At 37.9% G+C, this 18903-nt stretch carries 13 protein-coding genes; 12 read left to right on the forward strand and 1 reads right to left on the reverse strand.

All coding sequences use genetic code 11. The features are described 5' to 3' along the window. Nucleotides 1-208: 208 nt before the first annotated feature. The 5 genes from Q0V26_RS13765 (at nucleotide 209) to Q0V26_RS13785 (ending at nucleotide 7603) form a co-directional block, all read left to right on the forward strand. Nucleotides 209-601, forward strand: coding sequence for a hypothetical protein (locus Q0V26_RS13765; RefSeq protein ID WP_297482599.1), 393 nt, complete (start codon nucleotides 209-211; stop codon nucleotides 599-601). Between the two features lie 223 nt (nucleotides 602-824). After that, the gene (locus tag Q0V26_RS13770) at nucleotides 825-2207 is read left to right on the forward strand and encodes a TolC family protein (protein ID WP_297482602.1); all 1383 of its coding nucleotides are present in this window, start codon (nucleotides 825-827) and stop codon (nucleotides 2205-2207) included. Between the two features lie 12 nt (nucleotides 2208-2219). Further along, nucleotides 2220-3938 (forward strand): efflux RND transporter periplasmic adaptor subunit, encoded by a 1719-nt coding sequence (locus Q0V26_RS13775; protein WP_297482603.1) that lies wholly within the window; start codon nucleotides 2220-2222, stop codon nucleotides 3936-3938. Continuing rightward, nucleotides 3938-7093: an efflux RND transporter permease subunit gene (locus tag Q0V26_RS13780; RefSeq protein WP_297482605.1), complete on the forward strand. Its 3156-nt coding sequence runs from the start codon at nucleotides 3938-3940 to the stop codon at nucleotides 7091-7093. Before Q0V26_RS13775 ends, Q0V26_RS13780 begins: the two co-directional genes overlap by 1 nt. A 3-nt stretch (nucleotides 7094-7096) precedes the next feature. Further along, nucleotides 7097-7603, forward strand: coding sequence for a copper-binding protein (locus Q0V26_RS13785; protein ID WP_297482607.1), 507 nt, complete (start codon nucleotides 7097-7099; stop codon nucleotides 7601-7603). A 77-nt stretch (nucleotides 7604-7680) separates the two neighbouring features. Here the strand turns inward: Q0V26_RS13785 and Q0V26_RS13790 are convergent, their stop codons facing one another. After that, nucleotides 7681-8172 carry a DUF1456 family protein gene (locus Q0V26_RS13790; RefSeq protein ID WP_080174784.1) on the reverse strand — a complete coding sequence of 164 codons (492 nt, stop codon included), beginning with the start codon at nucleotides 8170-8172 and terminating at the stop codon, nucleotides 7681-7683. Between the two features lie 387 nt (nucleotides 8173-8559). Here Q0V26_RS13790 and Q0V26_RS13795 point away from each other — a divergent pair, with 387 nt between their 5' ends. The 7 genes from Q0V26_RS13795 (at nucleotide 8560) to Q0V26_RS13825 (ending at nucleotide 18799) form a co-directional block, all read left to right on the forward strand. Then, nucleotides 8560-10029, forward strand: a complete 1470-nt coding sequence (locus tag Q0V26_RS13795) for a lytic transglycosylase F (protein ID WP_297482612.1) — start codon at nucleotides 8560-8562, stop codon at nucleotides 10027-10029. A 615-nt stretch (nucleotides 10030-10644) separates the two neighbouring features. Next, nucleotides 10645-11835 (forward strand): NupC/NupG family nucleoside CNT transporter, encoded by a 1191-nt coding sequence (locus tag Q0V26_RS13800; protein ID WP_297482614.1) that lies wholly within the window; start codon nucleotides 10645-10647, stop codon nucleotides 11833-11835. A gap of 278 nt (nucleotides 11836-12113) precedes the next feature. Then, a complete protein-coding gene (gene alsS / locus Q0V26_RS13805) occupies nucleotides 12114-13778 on the forward strand; it encodes an acetolactate synthase AlsS (RefSeq protein ID WP_297482617.1) in 1665 nt (554 codons plus the stop codon). Between the two features lie 12 nt (nucleotides 13779-13790). Continuing rightward, the gene (gene budA, locus Q0V26_RS13810) at nucleotides 13791-14510 is read left to right on the forward strand and encodes an acetolactate decarboxylase (RefSeq protein WP_297482619.1); all 720 of its coding nucleotides are present in this window, start codon (nucleotides 13791-13793) and stop codon (nucleotides 14508-14510) included. A gap of 236 nt (nucleotides 14511-14746) precedes the next feature. After that, the gene (locus tag Q0V26_RS13815) at nucleotides 14747-15973 is read left to right on the forward strand and encodes a divalent metal cation transporter (RefSeq protein WP_297482621.1); all 1227 of its coding nucleotides are present in this window, start codon (nucleotides 14747-14749) and stop codon (nucleotides 15971-15973) included. A gap of 165 nt (nucleotides 15974-16138) precedes the next feature. Further along, nucleotides 16139-17032, forward strand: coding sequence for a LysR family transcriptional regulator (locus Q0V26_RS13820; protein ID WP_297482624.1), 894 nt, complete (start codon nucleotides 16139-16141; stop codon nucleotides 17030-17032). A gap of 537 nt (nucleotides 17033-17569) precedes the next feature. Further along, nucleotides 17570-18799 (forward strand): NAD(P)/FAD-dependent oxidoreductase, encoded by a 1230-nt coding sequence (locus Q0V26_RS13825; RefSeq protein WP_297482626.1) that lies wholly within the window; start codon nucleotides 17570-17572, stop codon nucleotides 18797-18799. The last annotated feature ends 104 nt before the right edge of the window (nucleotides 18800-18903 follow it).

Consider the following 18903-nt stretch of genomic DNA (forward strand, 5'->3'; position numbering starts at 1 on the left):
GCAGGGTGAATAAACCGCAGCTTAATTTCTCAAACTATTTATGATAAATAATTCAGCACTAAAAAACACTAAACAATATAGTTAGCATATTAACGCACTATTTTTGTGATTTTATGCGTTAAGTAAGGCACAACATAACAATTAATACTTGACCTAAAACTGTAATCATCGCATATAATAATAACTTAACGTTAATTAAAGGCTCAAGATGTACAGTAAACGTCTTCGCACAATTTGGATTACAAGCTTTACGCTTATAGCACTATTGCTATCAAGTGTTGCTTCCAGTGCGCCTTTAATGTCGATAAAAATGCTCAGCATGAATAATTCAATAACGGTAATGTCATCAACGATGGATTACTGTGATGATGAATCAATGGTCGATCATCAACACCACCAAGCACAACAATCGGCAGCACATTGCGATAAAATGGGTGGCGTTGATAATTGTTGCTCTATGGCATGTTTAAGTAATATCGCTTTTCTCCCGAGCCAATTTGAAAACTTATTCCAGCCATCAAATCTGACGCTCATCGCGATAGAAAAAACACCCCAACTAAATACTACCACGCCAACATTATATCGCCCTCCAATAGCATAAATCCGTTTAATCTATTTTTGCTCACGACATCATTATTGTTCGTGATAGATTAATTGCATCTTATGATCTGTGTTTCATTATTTTGCAGCAGATCTAAGATCACCATAAGCCTTATTTAATTCAATGACTGTTCTAGGCCGTTATTACTTAACTAACTGCGTAATAATAATTAGATCATCACTAATATTGTTTTATATTCGCTTATGGAAGACTGGATTACGTTATGAACGTTACAACCTCTATGCTAGTTCTGGCTATCAGTGCTAGCGCGATAACACCTGCAACCCTGTTTGCGTCACCATCAACAACTGCAGCGACAAAAACACAGCAATCGCAACAATTGACACAACTGATCACTAAAGCGATTAAAAACGATGCCAATATGGCGCAAATTAGTGCTCAGCAACATGCAATGCAGGAAACCAGCTTAGGTACCAACAGCTTACCTGATCCCAAGTTAAAACTGGGTATCGGTGGTTTACCTACGGATAGTTTTTCTCTAAACACGGATCCAATGACCACATTATCAATTGGTTTAATGCAGCAATTTGACCGTGGTAACACCCTTGATTTACAGCAACAAAAAGGCGAGATTCAAGCGCAAGCTATTGGTACACAACAAGCGGTTCGTGAACTTGATATTACCAATAAAATGACCCAATTATGGTTAGAATTAGGCTATCAACAATCTGTTTATCGTACCTTACAACGTAACCACCGCCTTATAACGGAATTAGCCAATTTCACCAAGACTAACTACGCTATCGGTAGCGGTGAAGTACAAGATTTACTGCAAGTTCAACTTCAAGTCGTCAAGATAGAAGACAAGTTACAAACAAACCTACAAACACAACATCGTATCATGGCACAACTGTCTGAATGGCTGGGCGCGGATTGGCTTACAACGCAAACCATAGTTCAAGCATCAAACCAGTTATCTTGGCAACGTCTTAACCAATTAATGCCGCGTTTAACCGCCACTAACCAACATTATTCATTACTGAAACAACATCCAATGGTGCTTATTGCCAATAGTGCTATTTCAGCTAATGAAACCCAAGTCGCCATTAGTCAACAAGCCTATAAACCTCAATTTGGTATTGAAGTTATGTATGCCTCTCGCCAAGCCAATGGTATGTCAGGCAAACCAGCCTCTGATCTAGTGAGTGCCTATCTCACCATGGATTTACCGCTATTTACTGATAACCGCCAAGATCACCATTATGCGGCTGCGCAATATCAAGTGGGAGCGGCAAAATCACAACGTGATCTATTGCTCAATCAAATGAACGCCAAGGTAAATGCCTTACTGGTTGAACGTGATAATTTAAGCCAGCGCTTATCGCGTTATACAACCACCCTACTTACTCAAGCCAAAGCACGTACGCAAGCTGTTGAGCGTGGTTATCAAAATAATACGGCACAATTTAATAATGTAATCACAGCAGCCACTGATGAACTCGCTTTAGTCATTGAACAAGCACGGGTTATTACCGACTTAAACATTACTAACAGCAATTTAGCCTCATTAGTCAATGGTTTTGATGTTCAACCACACTCGTTACAGCTTCAGCACTCAACAACCATCAATAATAACAATCAATAAGTAGGTAATATCATGACGTCACAAAATACCGTTAAAATTGCGGCTGTTGCCTTACTTATTGGTACAGCTATTGGAGTTAGTGCTACATATTATATGTCACATCATTCTGTATCGATGGACTCAAAAGCGACCACTTCAAACAGTGAACCCTTGTATTGGGTTGCTCCAATGGATCCCAATTACCAACGTGATAAACCGGGTAAATCACCAATGGGGATGGATCTCATTCCTGTTTATGCAGAAAAAGATGCTGCAAAAGAAAATGTTGCCGGTACGGTTATTATTGATGCTGCGGTTGAAAATAACTTAGGCGTAAAAACTGCGGCTGTTATTAAGCAAAAACTAACACCTAAGATCGACACTATTGGTTACGTTGATTTTGATGAAAGTCAGCTCTGGCAAACCAATATTCGAGTCAGTGGTTGGGTTCAAAAATTATACGTCAATGCTGTTGGTGAACAGGTACATAAAGGCGATGTGTTATTTACCCTTTATTCGCCTGAATTAGTTAAATCTCAGCAAGAATTACTTAATGCTTATCGCACAGGCCGTAGTGGTTTAATGCAAGGTGCCCGTGATCGTTTAGCCGCTCTTGGCGTCGACAAACAACAAATTAAACACATTATCAAAACGGGGAAAGCGACGAAGACCATTGAAGTCAAAGCTATCGCTGATGGTGTTATTGCAAGCTTAAATATTCGTGAAGGGGGCTATTTATCACCCGCACAAGCCGCTATTAGTGCAGGGCCTCTTAATGAAGTCTGGGTCAATGCTGAAATATTTGAGCGCCAAGCACATTGGATAACCACAGGCAGCAAAGCAAACATGACACTAGACGCTATTCCCGGCCAACAATGGCAAGGGAAAGTTGATTATGTTTACCCTATTTTAGATCCAAAAACGCGTACATTACGGATGCGGTTAAAGTTTGCTAATCATAATAAGCAATTAAAACCCAATATGTTCGCCAATATCACCCTCACCCCAAAAACAGAAACTGCTGTTCTCACTATTCCGACTCAAGCCGTGATTCGATCAGGTAATATGACCCGCGTTGTACTCGCTGAAGGTAATGGAAAATACCGATCAGTAAAGATCCGTATTGGTCGTGAAGCTGATAATCTCGTGGAAGTTATCACAGGATTAACCACGGCTGATCGTATTGTCACCTCTGCACAATTTATGCTTGATTCCGAATCCAGTAAAAGTGCCGATCTCTCACGTATTAATGGTGTCGACAGTGTCGATAAAGCCACCACCGTCACTTGGGCTCAAGGAGAGATCACTGCGATCAATGCTGATCAAACAATATTAACCATCAACCACCAGCCAGTCAGTGCTTGGAATTGGCCTGCGATGACAATGGATTTTAATATTGATAAAAATATAAAAATTAAAGACTTAGTCGTTGGTCAACAGATTAAATTTGAGCTACAAAAAACAGCCGATAATCAATATAACATCATTGATTATAAAAAGCAGAAGCACGATATTGCCAATAAAGTGTGGGTAAACGGTGAGATTTCAATGTTAATGGCCGCATTTAATATGATCACGGTTAACCACCAAGCAGTACCTGAATGGAAATGGCCTGCGGGTGAAATGAATTTTACTGTCGACGATAGTATTGCATTAACCGATCTTAAACAGGGGCAATCAATTCGATTCAAGCTGGTTAAGAATGGCAGTGATTATACTCTGCAAGATATTAAACCAATGGAGAATAAATAATGATCCCTGCTATTATTCGTTGGTCAATCAATAACCGTTTATTGGTATTAATTGCGGCCTTATTTTTAACCATTGCTGGCTTATACAGCGTTAAAAATACCCCCGTAGATGCCCTGCCAGATCTGTCTGATGTTCAAGTCATCATTAAAACCAGCTATCCCGGCCAAGCACCACAAGTGGTTGAAGATCAAGTCACTTACCCATTAACAACAGCCATGTTAGCCGTACCGGGCGCTGAAACGGTCCGTGGTTATTCTTTCTTTGGCGATTCCTATGTCTATATTATCTTTAATGATAAGACTGACATGTATTGGGCTCGCTCTCGTGTACTTGAATATTTAAGCCAAGTTGCACCTAAGTTACCCGCCAATGCAAAACCAACCTTAGGACCAGATGCGACTGGAGTTGGCTGGATTTATAGTTATGTATTACAAGATAAAACAGGTAAGCATGATTTAGCCGAATTACGTAGTTTACAAGATTGGTTTCTAAAGTATGAACTTCAAACTGTTGCAGGTGTTTCTGAAGTTGCAACCGTTGGTGGCATGGTCAAACAATACCAAGTTCAAATCGATCCTTCCAAACTACGGGCCTATAACCTCACATTACAGCAAGTGAATATGGCGATTCAAAACGGTAACCAAGAAACAGGTGCTTCCGTTATTGAAATGGCTGAAGCTGAACATATGGTACGTACTACAGGTTATTTGACCAATATCGAGGACATAAAATCACTGCCATTAAAGGTGACCGAAAATGGTACGCCGCTGTTACTCGGGGATATTGCAGATATTAACCTTGGTCCGCAAATGCGCCGGGGCATTTCTGAATTTAATGGTGAAGGTGAAGCCGTCGGTGGCGTTATTGTGATGCGCTTTGGCGAAAATGCCAGTGAAGTCATCGCCAACATCAAGACTAAACTGGCACAGTTACAACAAGGCTTACCAGCAGGTGTTGAGATTGTAGCCACCTATGATCGTTCAACATTAATTGACCATGCGGTGAAGAATCTATGGCAAAAACTCGCTGAAGAATTCCTTGTGGTTGCCATCGTCTGTGCGCTATTTCTATTCCACATTCGTTCTTCATTAGTGATCGCGATTAGCTTACCAATTGGTATTTTATCTGCTTTTATCATCATGCATTGGCAAGGTATTAATGCCAATATCATGTCATTAGGCGGTATCGCAATCGCTATTGGTGCAATGGTCGATGGTGCAATTGTAATGATAGAAAACGTGCATAAACACATTGAACGAACTCCCCTCACCGATGAAAACCGTTGGCAAGTGATAGGTAAAGCGGCAGAAGAAGTCGGTACGCCCCTGTTCTTCTCATTGCTGATCATTACCTTAAGTTTTGTGCCCGTGTTCGCGCTCGAAGGACAAGAAGGTAAGATGTTCTCGCCATTAGCATCAACTAAAACCTACGCTATGGCGGCAGCGGCAGGCTTAGCGATTACTCTAGTTCCCGTATTAATGGGCTATTTTGTTCGCGGTAAAATTTTACCTGAACATAAAAATCCCGTGAACCGTGCTGTAATTGCACTTTACCGTCCATTATTGAATGTAAGTCTTAAGTTTCCAAAAACAATCATCGTTATTGCGCTGTGTTTAATGGCTTCTTCGTACTACCCATTAACAAAACTGGGCAGTGAATTCATTCCACCGTTAGACGAAGGTGATTTGATGTATATGCCAACCACCTATCCGGGGATCTCTATCGGTAAGGCTCGTCAGTTATTACAACAAACCAATAAATTGATTAAAACAGTCCCAGAAGTCGCTACGGTTTGGGGTAAAGTGGGTCGAGCAGATACAGCAACCGATCCTGCACCATTAACCATGATAGAAACAGTGATCCAATTTAAGCCACGAGATCAATGGCGAGCAGGGGTTACCACTGAGTCTTTACGCAAACAATTAGATCAATTGATCCAATTTCCTGGTTTAACTAACGCATGGGTAATGCCGATCAAAACCCGTATTGATATGTTAGCGACAGGTATCAAAACACCTATTGGGATCAAAATCGCAGGCCCAGACCTAAAAGTTATCGAAAAGATCGGTGCAGAACTTGAGCCTATTTTAAATAATATCAAAGGTACTACCTCGGTTTATGCCGAGCGCGTTGCAGGAGGCCGCTATATCACGGTTGATATTAATCGCCGCCAAGCAGCACGGTATGGATTAGCTATTAAAGATATTCAACAGATAGTTTCGACCGCTGTTGGTGGAATGAACGTGGGTGAAACCATTGAAGGCTTAGAACGTTATCCTATTAATGTACGTTACCCACAATCTTACCGTGATTCAGCGGTTAAATTGCAAAATCTGCCGTTAATTACCCCCAATGGTGCCCGTATCGCATTGGCTGATGTTGCGGATATTCGTTACGAAGATGGACCACCAATGATCAAAACTGAAAATGCACGTCCAAATGGATGGGTTTTTGTCGATATTGATCAACGAGATTTAGGTTCTTACGTTACCGAAGCACAACAAGTAGTTACGAAACAATTAAAACTGCCCGCAGGTTATTCATTGGCATGGTCAGGACAATATGAATATATGGAACGCGCAAAAGCCCGTTTGAGTATTGTTACCCCAATTACTCTTGCCATTATTATGCTGCTGCTTTATTTCAGTTTCCGCCGCGTACAAGAGGTCTTCATTATTATGGCAACCCTGCCATTAGCGATGGTGGGAGGTTTATGGTTGATGCTCATACTTGGGTTTAATTTTTCAATTGCCGTTGGCGTGGGCTTTATTGCGCTCTCCGGTGTCGCGGTTGAAATTGGCGTGATTATGTTGGTGTACTTAAATCAGTCATGGGCCTTTAAAAAACAAGATGCTCAAGAACAACAACGTCCATTAACAGCGGATGATTTACAACAAGCGATCAGTGACGGTGCAGGGTTACGTGTTCGTCCTGTAATGATGACCGTACTGACCGTTATCATTGGTTTAATTCCAATAATGTATGGTTCAGGTACGGGCTCTGAAGTCATGCAACGTATTGCCGCACCAATGATTGGCGGAATGGCATCTGCACTGTTACTGACGTTATTAGTATTACCAGCCACCTTCAAGCTTTGGAAAAGCCGTGAACTTAGCACAACTGTAATTAATTCATCTTCAATCACAAAGGAATGAGTTATGAAAAAAACACTGCTTACTTTAATATTAGCTTTTACAACGCCAACGACTATGGCAGCTATGGATCACTCAACCATGGATCATAGTAAAATGGACCATCAGATGATGAATATGAAAAATATGTCTGATGTAGGTATGCCCGCTACAGGTTCAAAGCCCGATAAAGTGGCATACGTCATTCTCTCGGATGATATGAAAATCACCTTCAAACAGCCTGTCGATATCAAACCTAACGACGTAGTACAATTTGTGGTTATGAATACAGGGAAAATGGATCATAATTTCACTATTGGCTCAGCCAAAGAACAAGTAAAACATCGAAAAATGATGGTTAAAATGGATCACCGTGATCATGAACATAATCACGATGATGGCAGCAGCATCACCGTTGCACCAGGCAAAGCGAAACACATTTTATGGCATTTCCACGGTGATAAAAATGTTGAACTTTCTTGCAATATGCCGGGGCACCCTGAAGCTGGAATGACGAAAGCAATTACGTTGTAACGAAGAAGATAATCACAGCCAATAAAAAAGCAGCTTCAATAGAAGCTGCTTTTAATATTTATTTACAACGAAGACAATTACTTCTCGTCAGTCGTTTCTTCTAATGATTCAACACCACGAAGATTGATCTGTAGTGCTTGTAAAAAGTTACGCAATACTTGATCTTTACACTCACGGTAGTGTTTATGATCCACTTTACGGAAAAAAGCACTTAATTCATGCTTGCTTAAACGAAAATCAACTAACTTCAATAAATCAAGCACTTCTTCTGCTTTTAGATTTAGTGCAATTTGTAATTTTTTAAAAATAATATTATTTGTGATTTTCTGCTCTGGTGCAGGCTGAACGCCTTCTTTTTTGCCGCGCTTTTGATTAATAAAACCATTTAAGAAAGTAGCAACTTGTTCATCAGAACAACTTTTATAACCTTCAGCATCGTCAGCTTTTAACCAGCTGCAAACTTGCTCACGCGTTACTTCACAATCAGCAGCAGCAAAAATAGCGATCATCTCGCTATCATTTAAATCAAAAGTATAGCGAACACGGCGCAAAACATCGTTATTAGTCACAATTTATCCAATTTAGTATGCTGTGGTTGTAATAATCACAGCGAAATTATTAGCGCAGAATAACAGATAATTCATTGCTATTCACCCGTATCTAGTGGCTTTTGTATATTAAGAGTAGCAATTAATACTTTATTGAGAGGTGTTTTCTCTGCTATTGGTTGAGTCCTTTTCGCTCTATTTTATAAATCACACCATCTTTGCGTATACTTGATCCTGACCAATACCACCCATAGATAAAATATCACCATGCTATCATTATATTTAATGATATAAAAAATAAGAATAAATCATATATAGACCTGATATAAATAAGCAATTTCTACCATTATCAACCATAATTAATATTAAACTTATTAATTCCGTTTACTTCGGTATGGCAGATAAATAATGATTAATATTCCACATTTAATGAAATATAAACATGGACTTGCTGCTTTATGTTTACTATTAGTAAGTTTTCATACTCATGCCGTTCAACTTGCCCCCCTCAGTGGTTCAGAATATGTTGGTGATTTAGCTGAATTGGAAAAAAAACGGGTATTGCGGGTATTGGTGGCAGCTGATCTTGGCTTTTTCTATATAGAGGATGGTATTACTAAAGGCATTATTGCGGATTTATTACAACATTTTGAGCAAGATATTCATAAAAAACACCCAAAGATACACTTACAAATTATTCCTGTACATCGAGATAAATTGTTACCTTATATCGTTAAAGGCTTAGGTGACTTAGCCATTGCCAATATTACAATAACAACTGAACGTAAAAAACAGGTCGCTTTTAGTCAACCTATACTGAGCGACATTTCAGAAGTACTTATTAATAATAATAAGCAATCTCCTTTTAACAAGGTAACAGATCTAAGTGGTAAAACAATCTGGGTAAGAAAAAGTTCGAGTTACTATCAAAGTTTGCTCAAAATTAATAGTAAATTACGCATGCAAAACTTACCGCCAGCATCAATATTATTTGTTGATGAAACACTACAAGACTATGAATTATTAGAGCTCATAAACTTAGATCTACTCAATACAACAGTCATTGATGATCATAAAATAAAAATATGGCAACCAATACTGAAAAATATCCGTGTTAATGATCATTTTGTTTTACGTAATAATGGTCAAATAGCTTGGGCAATGCGTAAAGACAGTCCTAAACTGATGGCTCTGGTTAATCACTATATTGATACAGTCAAAGAAGGAACATTAATTGGTAATCTTATCTACCGTAAATACCTTGAAAATCATCGCTGGCTTAATACGCTACTTGATTCTAATAATATCGATAAAATGGAAAGTTTATCGCATATTTTCTTTCGCTATTCAAAACAATATGATTTTGACTATTTAATGTTAATGGCACAAGGCTTCCAGGAGTCAGGACTTAATCAACATAAAGTATCAAACAAAGGTGCCGTCGGTATTATGCAGGTACTACCCAGCACTGCGCGTGATCCCAATGTAGATATTCCCAATATATATACATCAAAAAATAATATTCACGCAGGTGTAAAATATATGCGTTATCTACAAGATCAATATTTTAGTAGTGATGAAATAGATTATGATAATAAAATATATCTCTCTCTTGCCGCTTACAATGCAGGCCCTGGTAATATCAATAAAATGCGTCGTTATGCCAAAGAACAAGGTTATAACCCTAATGTTTGGTTTAATAATGTTGAACTTATTACCCGTAAACATATTGGATCACAACCAATTGTCTATGTGAATAACATCAATCGCTATTTCATTGTTTATAAGCAAATCATGAAACTACAACGTTTTCGTGATTCAGGTATTCGCCCATTTATTCCACCGTATCGATTTGATGCTCCGGTATTATTTAAATAGCTTACTCGCCGACATAACTATCAATAATCACCATGACTTTATGCATCGTGGTGATTTATGATTTTAAATTAGGTAATGATAAATGCTTAGTTCGACGATCATGCTTATGGAAATACCATAATTTACGATTTTTAGATGATTTTTTCATTACAGCACCTGTAACAAGATTAATAGAGTAAATATCATTCTATTATCTATTGATAATGTAAATTAATGCCAGTCGCAATCATTACTCATATTTCCAATATTACATTTTAATATTAATGCTATAAATTCATATTGATGCGCAAACACCAAAACAGAATATACTTAATTCCAACAAATATGTTTCATAATAGACCATACTAATTTAATAAATATAAACACTTCAATCAAATAACTTGAAATAAATCACAAAACATAGCGAATTCTATTACGCACATCCGTCATCATCATTATTTTTATCATCATATTCAAACAAATAGCAAGCGATTGCGCAAACGTGGAAAATTAGTTATTGTCAATCACAAAAAAAACTACTGGATTAAAAATGCGATATATATCACTTTATCGAAGAATGAAATCATTCAGCATACATACATAAACAGATGATAATCACACTGAGCGCAATCTAATATGGTCTATTTACACTTTATACTCGGGTTAGTCGTTATTGCAGCATTAGCTTTACTTGCCAGTAACAACCGAAAGAACATCAAATATCGCTATATTATTCAACTACTTATAATAGAATTGGCACTTGCTTACTTCCTTCTCAACTCATCTGCTGGTACAGGTATTGTGAAAGAATTTGCAGAGGCATTTAATGGCTTACTCTCATTTGCAAGTGATGGTACTAATTTTGTATTCGGTAATTTATCGAATAACAATGATTTTAACTTCTTCCTTAGTGTATTAATGCCGATTGTTTTCATCTCTGCATTAATTGGTATTCTACAACATATCAAAGTATTACCTTACATAATCAAAGCATTAGGCTTCTTATTATCTAAAGTCAATGGTATGGGAAAACTAGAATCATTCAATGCAATCAGTGCATTAATGGTTGGTCAGTCTGAAAACTTTATTACTTATAAAAATATTTTAGGCGGAATGTCTGAGCGTCGTATGTACACCCTTGCAGCGACGGCAATGTCAACGGTTTCTATGTCTATCGTTGGCTCATACATGAAGCTCATCGACCCAAAATATGTTGTTGCGGCATTGTTTTTAAACATGTTCAGCACCTTCATTATTCTATCTATTATCAATCCTTACGATCACGAAGCAGAGATGGATATTGATGAAATGATGGCAGAAGAAAGCGGTGAAACACTGACTTTCTTTGAAATGCTTGGCGAATATATTTTAATGGGCTTTAAAGTCGCAGTGATTGTAGCGGCAATGCTTATCGGTTTCATTGCTCTAATTTCAATGATTAACGCTGGCTTTAGTGCTGCATTTGGCATCAGTTTTCAAAACTTAATTGGTTACTTGTTCTACCCTGTTGCATGGTTAATGGGCGTTCCTGCTCATGAAGCATTACAAGCAGGCAGTATTATGGCAACCAAACTTGTGACGAATGAATTCGTTGCAATGATGGATCTTCAAAAACAAGTCGGTAGTTTATCTGCACACACTGTTGGTACCGTTTCAATCTTCCTCGTGTCATTCGCTAACTTCAGTTCTATTGGTATTATTGCTGGTGCAGTTAAAGGCGTGAATGAAGAAAAAGGTAATATGGTTGCCCGTTTTGGCTTACGCCTACTTTATGGTTCAACTTTAGTTAGTATTTTATCAGCATTAATTGCCAACATTATGTTGTAGCAATGGTGTTAATTGCAGGGCTACTTTTAGTGGCTCTGCAATTTTTAATTATAAAAATCAATCTCTTTAACCTCAAAAAAATCTACATTAATAACTACCTCTCCACTACTGTGCAATCAATTCAACTGCTATTAATTAAATAAGTAAAATTAACTTCCAATTTTAGCCTCTTTTATTTGTATGATAAATAATTTAGATTTTATGCTACTCATCACATTAAATTCCATTTAGCGAAAACATGTCCTGAGCCGATCAACAACTATAACCATGAGGCTTATATGTCAAATAAAACCATTTCTGGCGCAGAACTTGTCGTTGAAACCCTAAAGGCACATGACGTTCCCCATATTTTTGGTATTCCTGGTGCTAAAATCGATGCTGTATTTGATGCCGTATGTGATAACGGTCCTGAAATCATTATTTGTCACCACGAACAAAACGCAGCTTTCATGGCAGCCGCAACAGGTCGTTTAACAGGCAAAGCTGGTGTTTGTCTTGCAACCTCAGGTCCTGGCGCATCAAATCTCGTGACTGGTGTTGCTACGGCAAATAGTGAAGGTGATCCAGTTGTTGCACTTGCTGGTGCGGTTCCCCTTTCGATGTATTCCCATAATACGCACCAATCGATGGATACTCGTTCTCTGTTTAATCCTATTACTAAGTTTTCTGCTGAAGTAATGGACAGTGCTTCTGTACCTGATGTCGTGCATAAAGCATTTCGTATTTCAGAGCAACCAACTCAAGGGGCAAGTTTTGTTAGCCTTCCTCAGGATGTACTAACCAACCAAATCCCTTTTATTCCAGTACAACAACCAAAACCAATTTTATTTGGTGGTGCCCACCCACAAGCTATCCGTCAAGCGGCCGATCTTATTAACGCAGCTAAAAATCCAGTATTATTATTAGGAATGGATGCGAGTCAGCCTTTTGTTACAGGTGCTATTCGTCAATTACTTGAACAAACTAAAATTGCCGTGGTAAATACTTTTGCTGCTGCAGGTGTCATTTCACATAATTTATATGATTGTTTTCTTGGTCGTGTGGGTTTATTTAAAAACCAACCGGGTGATATTGCATTAAACAATGCTGATTTAATTATTACTATTGGTTATAGTCCAATTGAATACGATCCAATCTTATGGAATAAAGATGGTAAAACACCGATTATCCATGTGGGTTATCAACAAGCTGATTTAGAAGCTAGCTATAACCCTGTATCAGAAGTCGTTGGTGATCTTGCGGTCTCTGTTGCTTCTATTGCTGCTGAATTAGATCAACGTGAATCACTTGAAAATAATCAAAAGTTTCAAGATTTACGTCAAGACCTACAACAGATTATGCGCATGGGTGTTAATAAAACATCATCAATAGGTGTCCATCCATTACGTTTTGTTCATGACTTACGCCAGTTTGTAAGTGACGATACTACAGTATGTTGTGATGTAGGCTCTATCTATATTTGGATGGCGCGTTACTTCCACTCTTTTGAACCACGCCGCTTGTTGTTCAGCAACGGTCAACAAACATTAGGTGTTGCTTTACCTTGGGCTATAGCGGCATCACTACTGACACCAAATGAAAAAGTTATTTCAATGTCTGGTGATGGTGGCTTCTTATTTTCATCGATGGAATTGGCAACTGCAGTTCGTCATAAATGTAATATTGTTCACTTTGTTTGGACAGATCACAGCTATGACATGGTTAAAATTCAACAACTTAAAAAATATGGTCGTGAAAGTGCCGTTAGCTTTATGGGTCCAGATATTGTCAAATATGCAGAAAGTTTTGGTGCGTATGGTTTAGCAATAAATACCGCTGATGATATTGAACCCGTACTACGTAAAGCAATGGCATTAAGTGGTCCTGTATTAGTTAACGTTAATGTTGATTACCGCGATAACAGCCGTCTACTTGATCAACTACACCCTTGCCAACAAGATTAATAGGAAAGCATCATGAGCCACCAACATAGCGAAAAAACGTTTTACCAAACTTCAATGATGAGTGCCTTAATTGCCGGTTTATATCAAGGTGATTTTACAATTGGTCAACTACTTAATCATGGCAACTTTGGTATTGGTACTTTCAATGACCTTGACGGTGAGATGGTCGTACTAGGTGATGACGTATACCAACTAACTAGCGCGGGTGAAGTGCACTTAGTTAATCATGATATTACGACGCCTTTTGCATCAGTTGTTAACTTTGAACCAACTGAAAAAATAAGTCTAATTGAGCTAACTAAAGCAGAATTTGAAGCATGCCTAGAAAGCGACGTTGTTGCTAACAATGCTATTAATGCGATCCGTTTAACAGGAAAGTTTTCATACGTTAAAACGCGTACAGTACCAGCACAGCACCGTCCTTACCCACCAATGGTGGAAGTCGTAAAACATCAACCTATCGCAGAAATGACCCATGTTTCCGGTGTAATGATTGGTTTTAAAATTCCTGAATACATGATCGGTATTAATGTTCCGGGATTCCACTTCCATTTCATTAGCGATGATCGTACTCAAGGTGGTCATGTGAGTGACTTCATTTTGACAGAAGGTACAGCTGAAATTGAAATCTTCAAAGATTTCCATTTACGTATGCCTGCATCTCAAGAATTTGATCGTGCAGATTTAAATCCTGATGATCTAAAAGCAGCCATTCATACCACAGAGAAATAACCTCTAATACATATTCCTTAAAGCTTTATTATTTGATGCTAATAAAGCTTTTTTTATCTATTTAAAAAACATGATTGACAATACCTAAGACTCTCTTTATTATCCGCACCAAATAAAGCAATCGATTACATTTGGTTGATTTTACATAAAAAAACATACAACAACTGCACAGCTGATCCTCATCAGTTGTCTTTCTATTTTTATAAATATGAGAGACTTTGATTATGGGATTGATTATGCAAACTAACACATTAACGACTAATACCTCCCCTCCCCACGCTAATTGGCAAAACAAAGCGATTTTAAGCGTTGCTTTTTTAATGGCAACAACTTCTGTCGGACCTGGATTTTTAACGCAAACCGCGGTATTTACCAATATCTATAATATTGACATGGCTTTCCCTGTTTTTGCTTCCATGTTTATTACCTTTGGTATAGTAATGAATCTATGGCGTATCGTTGGTGTTTCAGGTTTACGTATTCAAGATATTGCCAATAAAGTTGCACCAGGTATGGGATACATCATTGGTATTCTGTTAGCACTTGGCGCCGTTGCCTTCAACTTTGGAAACGTTAGTGGTTCAGCATTAGGCATGAATGTTCTAATGGGACTAGACACTACGTGGGGCGCTATTTTTACGGGTATTATAGGTAGCCTGCTATTTATTATCCATAATGCATCAAAACGAATGGATCAAATGGCGCGTTACTTAGGGCTATTAATGATTGTACTCATTGCCTATGTTGCTCTTACTAACTTACCCCCTTTTACACCAACAGTCTTAGCAGCAGTCGCTCCCTCTGATTTTTCTAATTTATTGTTACCAACATTAACCATCGTTGGTGGTGCTGTTGGCGGTTATTATACCGGTGCTCAACGTTTAATTGATGTTAAATTACAAGGTATAGAAAATACGAAAATCGTTACTAAAGCTGCATGGGCTGGGATATCAATTGCCGTAATTATTCGTATTTTATTATTTTGTGCGGTGTTAGGTATCATCACAACGGGTGTAACATTAGATCCAGCCAACCCTGCAGCAGATGCATTCCGCCACGGAGCAGGTGATATTGGCTACTTTATCTTTGGACTTGTATTATTTGTTGCCTCAATTACCTCGGTGGTAGGTAATTCATACATGGCAATATCACTTATAAAAACTCTTTTTCCTATTGTTGCTCGTAATGAAAAAGCATGGTGTGTTGGATTTATAATCTTCACAACGTTAGGAACTGTACTGATGAATATGCCAATTTTATTACTGATGTTAGCAGGTCTTGTTAACAGCGTTATTCTACCAATAGTACTCGCCACTATGCTGGCAGCTACGCGACAGAAAAAAATTGTTGGTGATTACAAACACCCATTTTATCTGAGCGCAATTGGCGTCACTATTGTGATTATTATGGGCCTAGCTAGCTTATCGAACATTAGTGGCTTTATTACTAAATTCATAAGTTAATTTCTTGTTAGTATACAAGTATATTTTTAATCCTATAAATTAATTTATAGTTGTTATTATATAGGTTTTAGTTATATTAAAGGCATATCCTTGTAGTCATTCTTATGTAGTTCGATAAGGAATAACCTACATCCATAATAATAAATTAAGATAAATCACTAAATAATGAATATAAAGATTGAAACTCTTAGCTCATTTATAGCTGCTGCTGAATATGGTTCGTTTAGTGCTGCAGCACGACAGCTGAATAAAACTCAAGCGGCAGTTAGCCTTACTATCCAAAATTTTGAAGCTGACTTAGGATTTCAAGTATTTGACCGTTCAAGTAAATGCCCTCGCCTCACTGAAAAAGGAGAGCATGTACTCAAGAATGCAAAAATAATGATGGCACAATATCAAACGTTTCTTGAGCGTTCTTTATCTATACATCATATGAATGATGTAAAAATAAAGGTCGGTATCGATCCACTGGTTTGCAATGACAAAATTCTATCAATAATCAAAAGATTATCATCTGATCTACCTAATATTGAATTGTTTATTATGCAACAAAATAGTAAGCGTTTAGCAGAAGAGATCAAAGCTAAAAACCTTGATATTGCACTGGGTATCTTTGAGCACGAAAATAAAATTAACCTAGAATACACCCAAGCATTCAATATCAATATCAGTTGGGTTGCTACTCAATCTTACCTTGATAAATTTAATGACGGAGCAACAGTATTAAGTTATCAAGACTTCTGTCAACAGCGTCTATTAATCCCTGCCTCTTTAGATTCATTACCATTTGAAGAAGCAAAAGCGGCATTACAATTATGGCATGTCGAAGATATCCACACGATTTTATCCTTATGCCGTGAAGACATTGGTATCTGCTGCTTACCTGATTTTGTATTACAACACGATCTTAAAAATGAACTAGTGAAAAAACTTAATCTTTCATTTAGTAAAATCACCAGTAATGTATGGTCAGCGTCTCTTATTTACCCTATTGGTTCCCAATTAAGCCCTGCAATCCACTGGCTTCAAGGTCAATTCACTAGCATTGAATCATTTTAAGTTATTACCATTTAGCATGAGTTTCTCTGCTCATGCTATTTTCCTAACATCCCTTTATTCTTATAATGTAAGAATAACGACCTTTATCAAATCAGCCATACTTCCCCCTTACCTACCCTCTTAAATGTATAGTTATGCATATAAATTGCAGATGTAAATCGCTTTATTTTATGAGTGATTTACCTCCACCATGCTTTCCAACAATCTCTTATTACAACAAATTATTACCAAATGGTAAAAGTTATTTGTTTTAATCGGCATTGCCATTAAATAAGCACACAATATAATGGTCACTATTGGCACAAGAGAGATACTTTAAAAATAAATACCCGTATTTAGTTCACACAACTTGAATTTTGACTAATTTAATTGTCTTATATCAAAGAAATTTATTGCGCATAAGATATCAGGTAGCCGCCCTGTGTGTTGTGGCTAATAAAAAGTCATTTTGTAGCAACGGATCAGCTCATAACTTTAATGATGGGAAGACCATCCCCTGAGAATGATATCTAGGGTTCACTTTTTGAGGTATTCGTTATGTCACGAATCGTTATTGTAGGTGGCGGTGCTGCCGGTATAGAACTATCTACATTGTTAGCCAAAGCTAATCGTAAAGAACATGAAATCATTTTGGTTGAACCAGAAACAGATCACTATTGGAAACCACGTTTACATGAAATTGCCGCAGGTACTTTTGATCGTGAGCTAGATGCAGTTTGCTATTTCACTCACGGTGCAAACAACGGCTACCAACATTATCAAGCAGCAATGACTGATATAGATCGTGAAAATAAAATGCTTGCTGTTCGTCGTAATAATGGTGCAGAAGCAATGGTAAAATACGATTACCTTGTTGTTGCTATTGGTGCTGTAAGTAATGATTTTAATACGACAGGCGCTCGTGATAACTGTATTTTCCTTGACTCTGCGAGCCAAGCACGTCATGCATGGCACAAAATCAGTCAATTGTTACGTGAAGGTAATGAGCGTACTGTAAATATTGTAGGAGCAGGTGCGACAGGCGTTGAACTTGCAGCAGAGCTTGCACGAGTAAGTAATAAGCTACAACGCTACAACGCAGCAAAACTGACCATTAACTTAATTGAAGCTGCAGATCGTGTGCTACCAAATAGCCCACTAAAAATGTCAGAAAAAGTATTAAAAGAACTAAAACGTACCAATATTAATGTACTGCTTAATACTCGTATCAGTGAAGTTTCTGATCATGGTATGGTTACTGCTGACAATCAAGCATTAGACGCTGATATTCAATTTTGGGCTGCGGGTGTAAAAGCACCAGATTGGTTAAACGGTATTGGTGGTTTAGAATATAATCGCATGAACCAGATTTTGGTTAATCCGAACCTAACCACAACGATTGATAGCTGTATATTCTCTTTAGGCGATTGCGCATCAATTCCACAAGCTGACGGTAGTTTTGTACCACCGAAAGCCCAAGCAGCAAACCGCGCAGCAGTCCACTTAGCGAAAAGCTTAACCAATTTATTACGCGGTAAAGAACTGACTGATTTTGAATTCAAAGATGGTGGTATGGTTGTCGCTGTTGGCCACCACTTTGCAGTTGGTTCATTTGCCCCACAATCAAAAATGGCAAATAAGTTAGTCTTTAAAGGTCGTATTATTCGTCGTCTCTACGATACCATTTTCCGTCTTCACCAACGTACTGTTGAAGGCTTATTTACTGTATCACGTTTAATTATTACCAAACGCTTAAAGGCATTGTTCCAGCCTAGTGGTATGCTATAAACCAGCATAATAAATATTCGGCTAATCATTATTAGCCGGATATAATACCTAATACCTAATACCTAATACCTAATACCTAATACCTAATACCTAATACCTAATAC

It is taken from the genome of uncultured Photobacterium sp. (assembly GCF_947039875.1).
Taxonomy (GTDB): domain Bacteria; phylum Pseudomonadota; class Gammaproteobacteria; order Enterobacterales; family Vibrionaceae; genus Photobacterium.

Bases quoted from the DNA above. Each gene is read 5' to 3' on its own strand.
- alsS (WP_297482617.1), top strand. From the start codon at position 12,114: ATGTCAAATAAAACCATTTCTGGCGCAGAACTTGTCGTTGAAACCCTA.
- budA (WP_297482619.1), top strand. From the start codon at position 13,791: ATGAGCCACCAACATAGCGAAAAAACGTTTTACCAAACTTCAATGATG.
- Q0V26_RS13765 (WP_297482599.1), top strand. From the start codon at position 209: ATGTACAGTAAACGTCTTCGCACAATTTGGATTACAAGCTTTACGCTT.
- Q0V26_RS13770 (WP_297482602.1), top strand. From the start codon at position 825: ATGAACGTTACAACCTCTATGCTAGTTCTGGCTATCAGTGCTAGCGCG.
- Q0V26_RS13815 (WP_297482621.1), top strand. From the start codon at position 14,747: ATGCAAACTAACACATTAACGACTAATACCTCCCCTCCCCACGCTAAT.
- Q0V26_RS13795 (WP_297482612.1), top strand. From the start codon at position 8,560: ATGATTAATATTCCACATTTAATGAAATATAAACATGGACTTGCTGCT.
- Q0V26_RS13775 (WP_297482603.1), top strand. From the start codon at position 2,220: ATGACGTCACAAAATACCGTTAAAATTGCGGCTGTTGCCTTACTTATT.
- Q0V26_RS13785 (WP_297482607.1), top strand. From the start codon at position 7,097: ATGAAAAAAACACTGCTTACTTTAATATTAGCTTTTACAACGCCAACG.
- Q0V26_RS13780 (WP_297482605.1), top strand. From the start codon at position 3,938: ATGATCCCTGCTATTATTCGTTGGTCAATCAATAACCGTTTATTGGTA.
- Q0V26_RS13825 (WP_297482626.1), top strand. From the start codon at position 17,570: ATGTCACGAATCGTTATTGTAGGTGGCGGTGCTGCCGGTATAGAACTA.
- Q0V26_RS13800 (WP_297482614.1), top strand. From the start codon at position 10,645: ATGGTCTATTTACACTTTATACTCGGGTTAGTCGTTATTGCAGCATTA.
- Q0V26_RS13820 (WP_297482624.1), top strand. From the start codon at position 16,139: ATGAATATAAAGATTGAAACTCTTAGCTCATTTATAGCTGCTGCTGAA.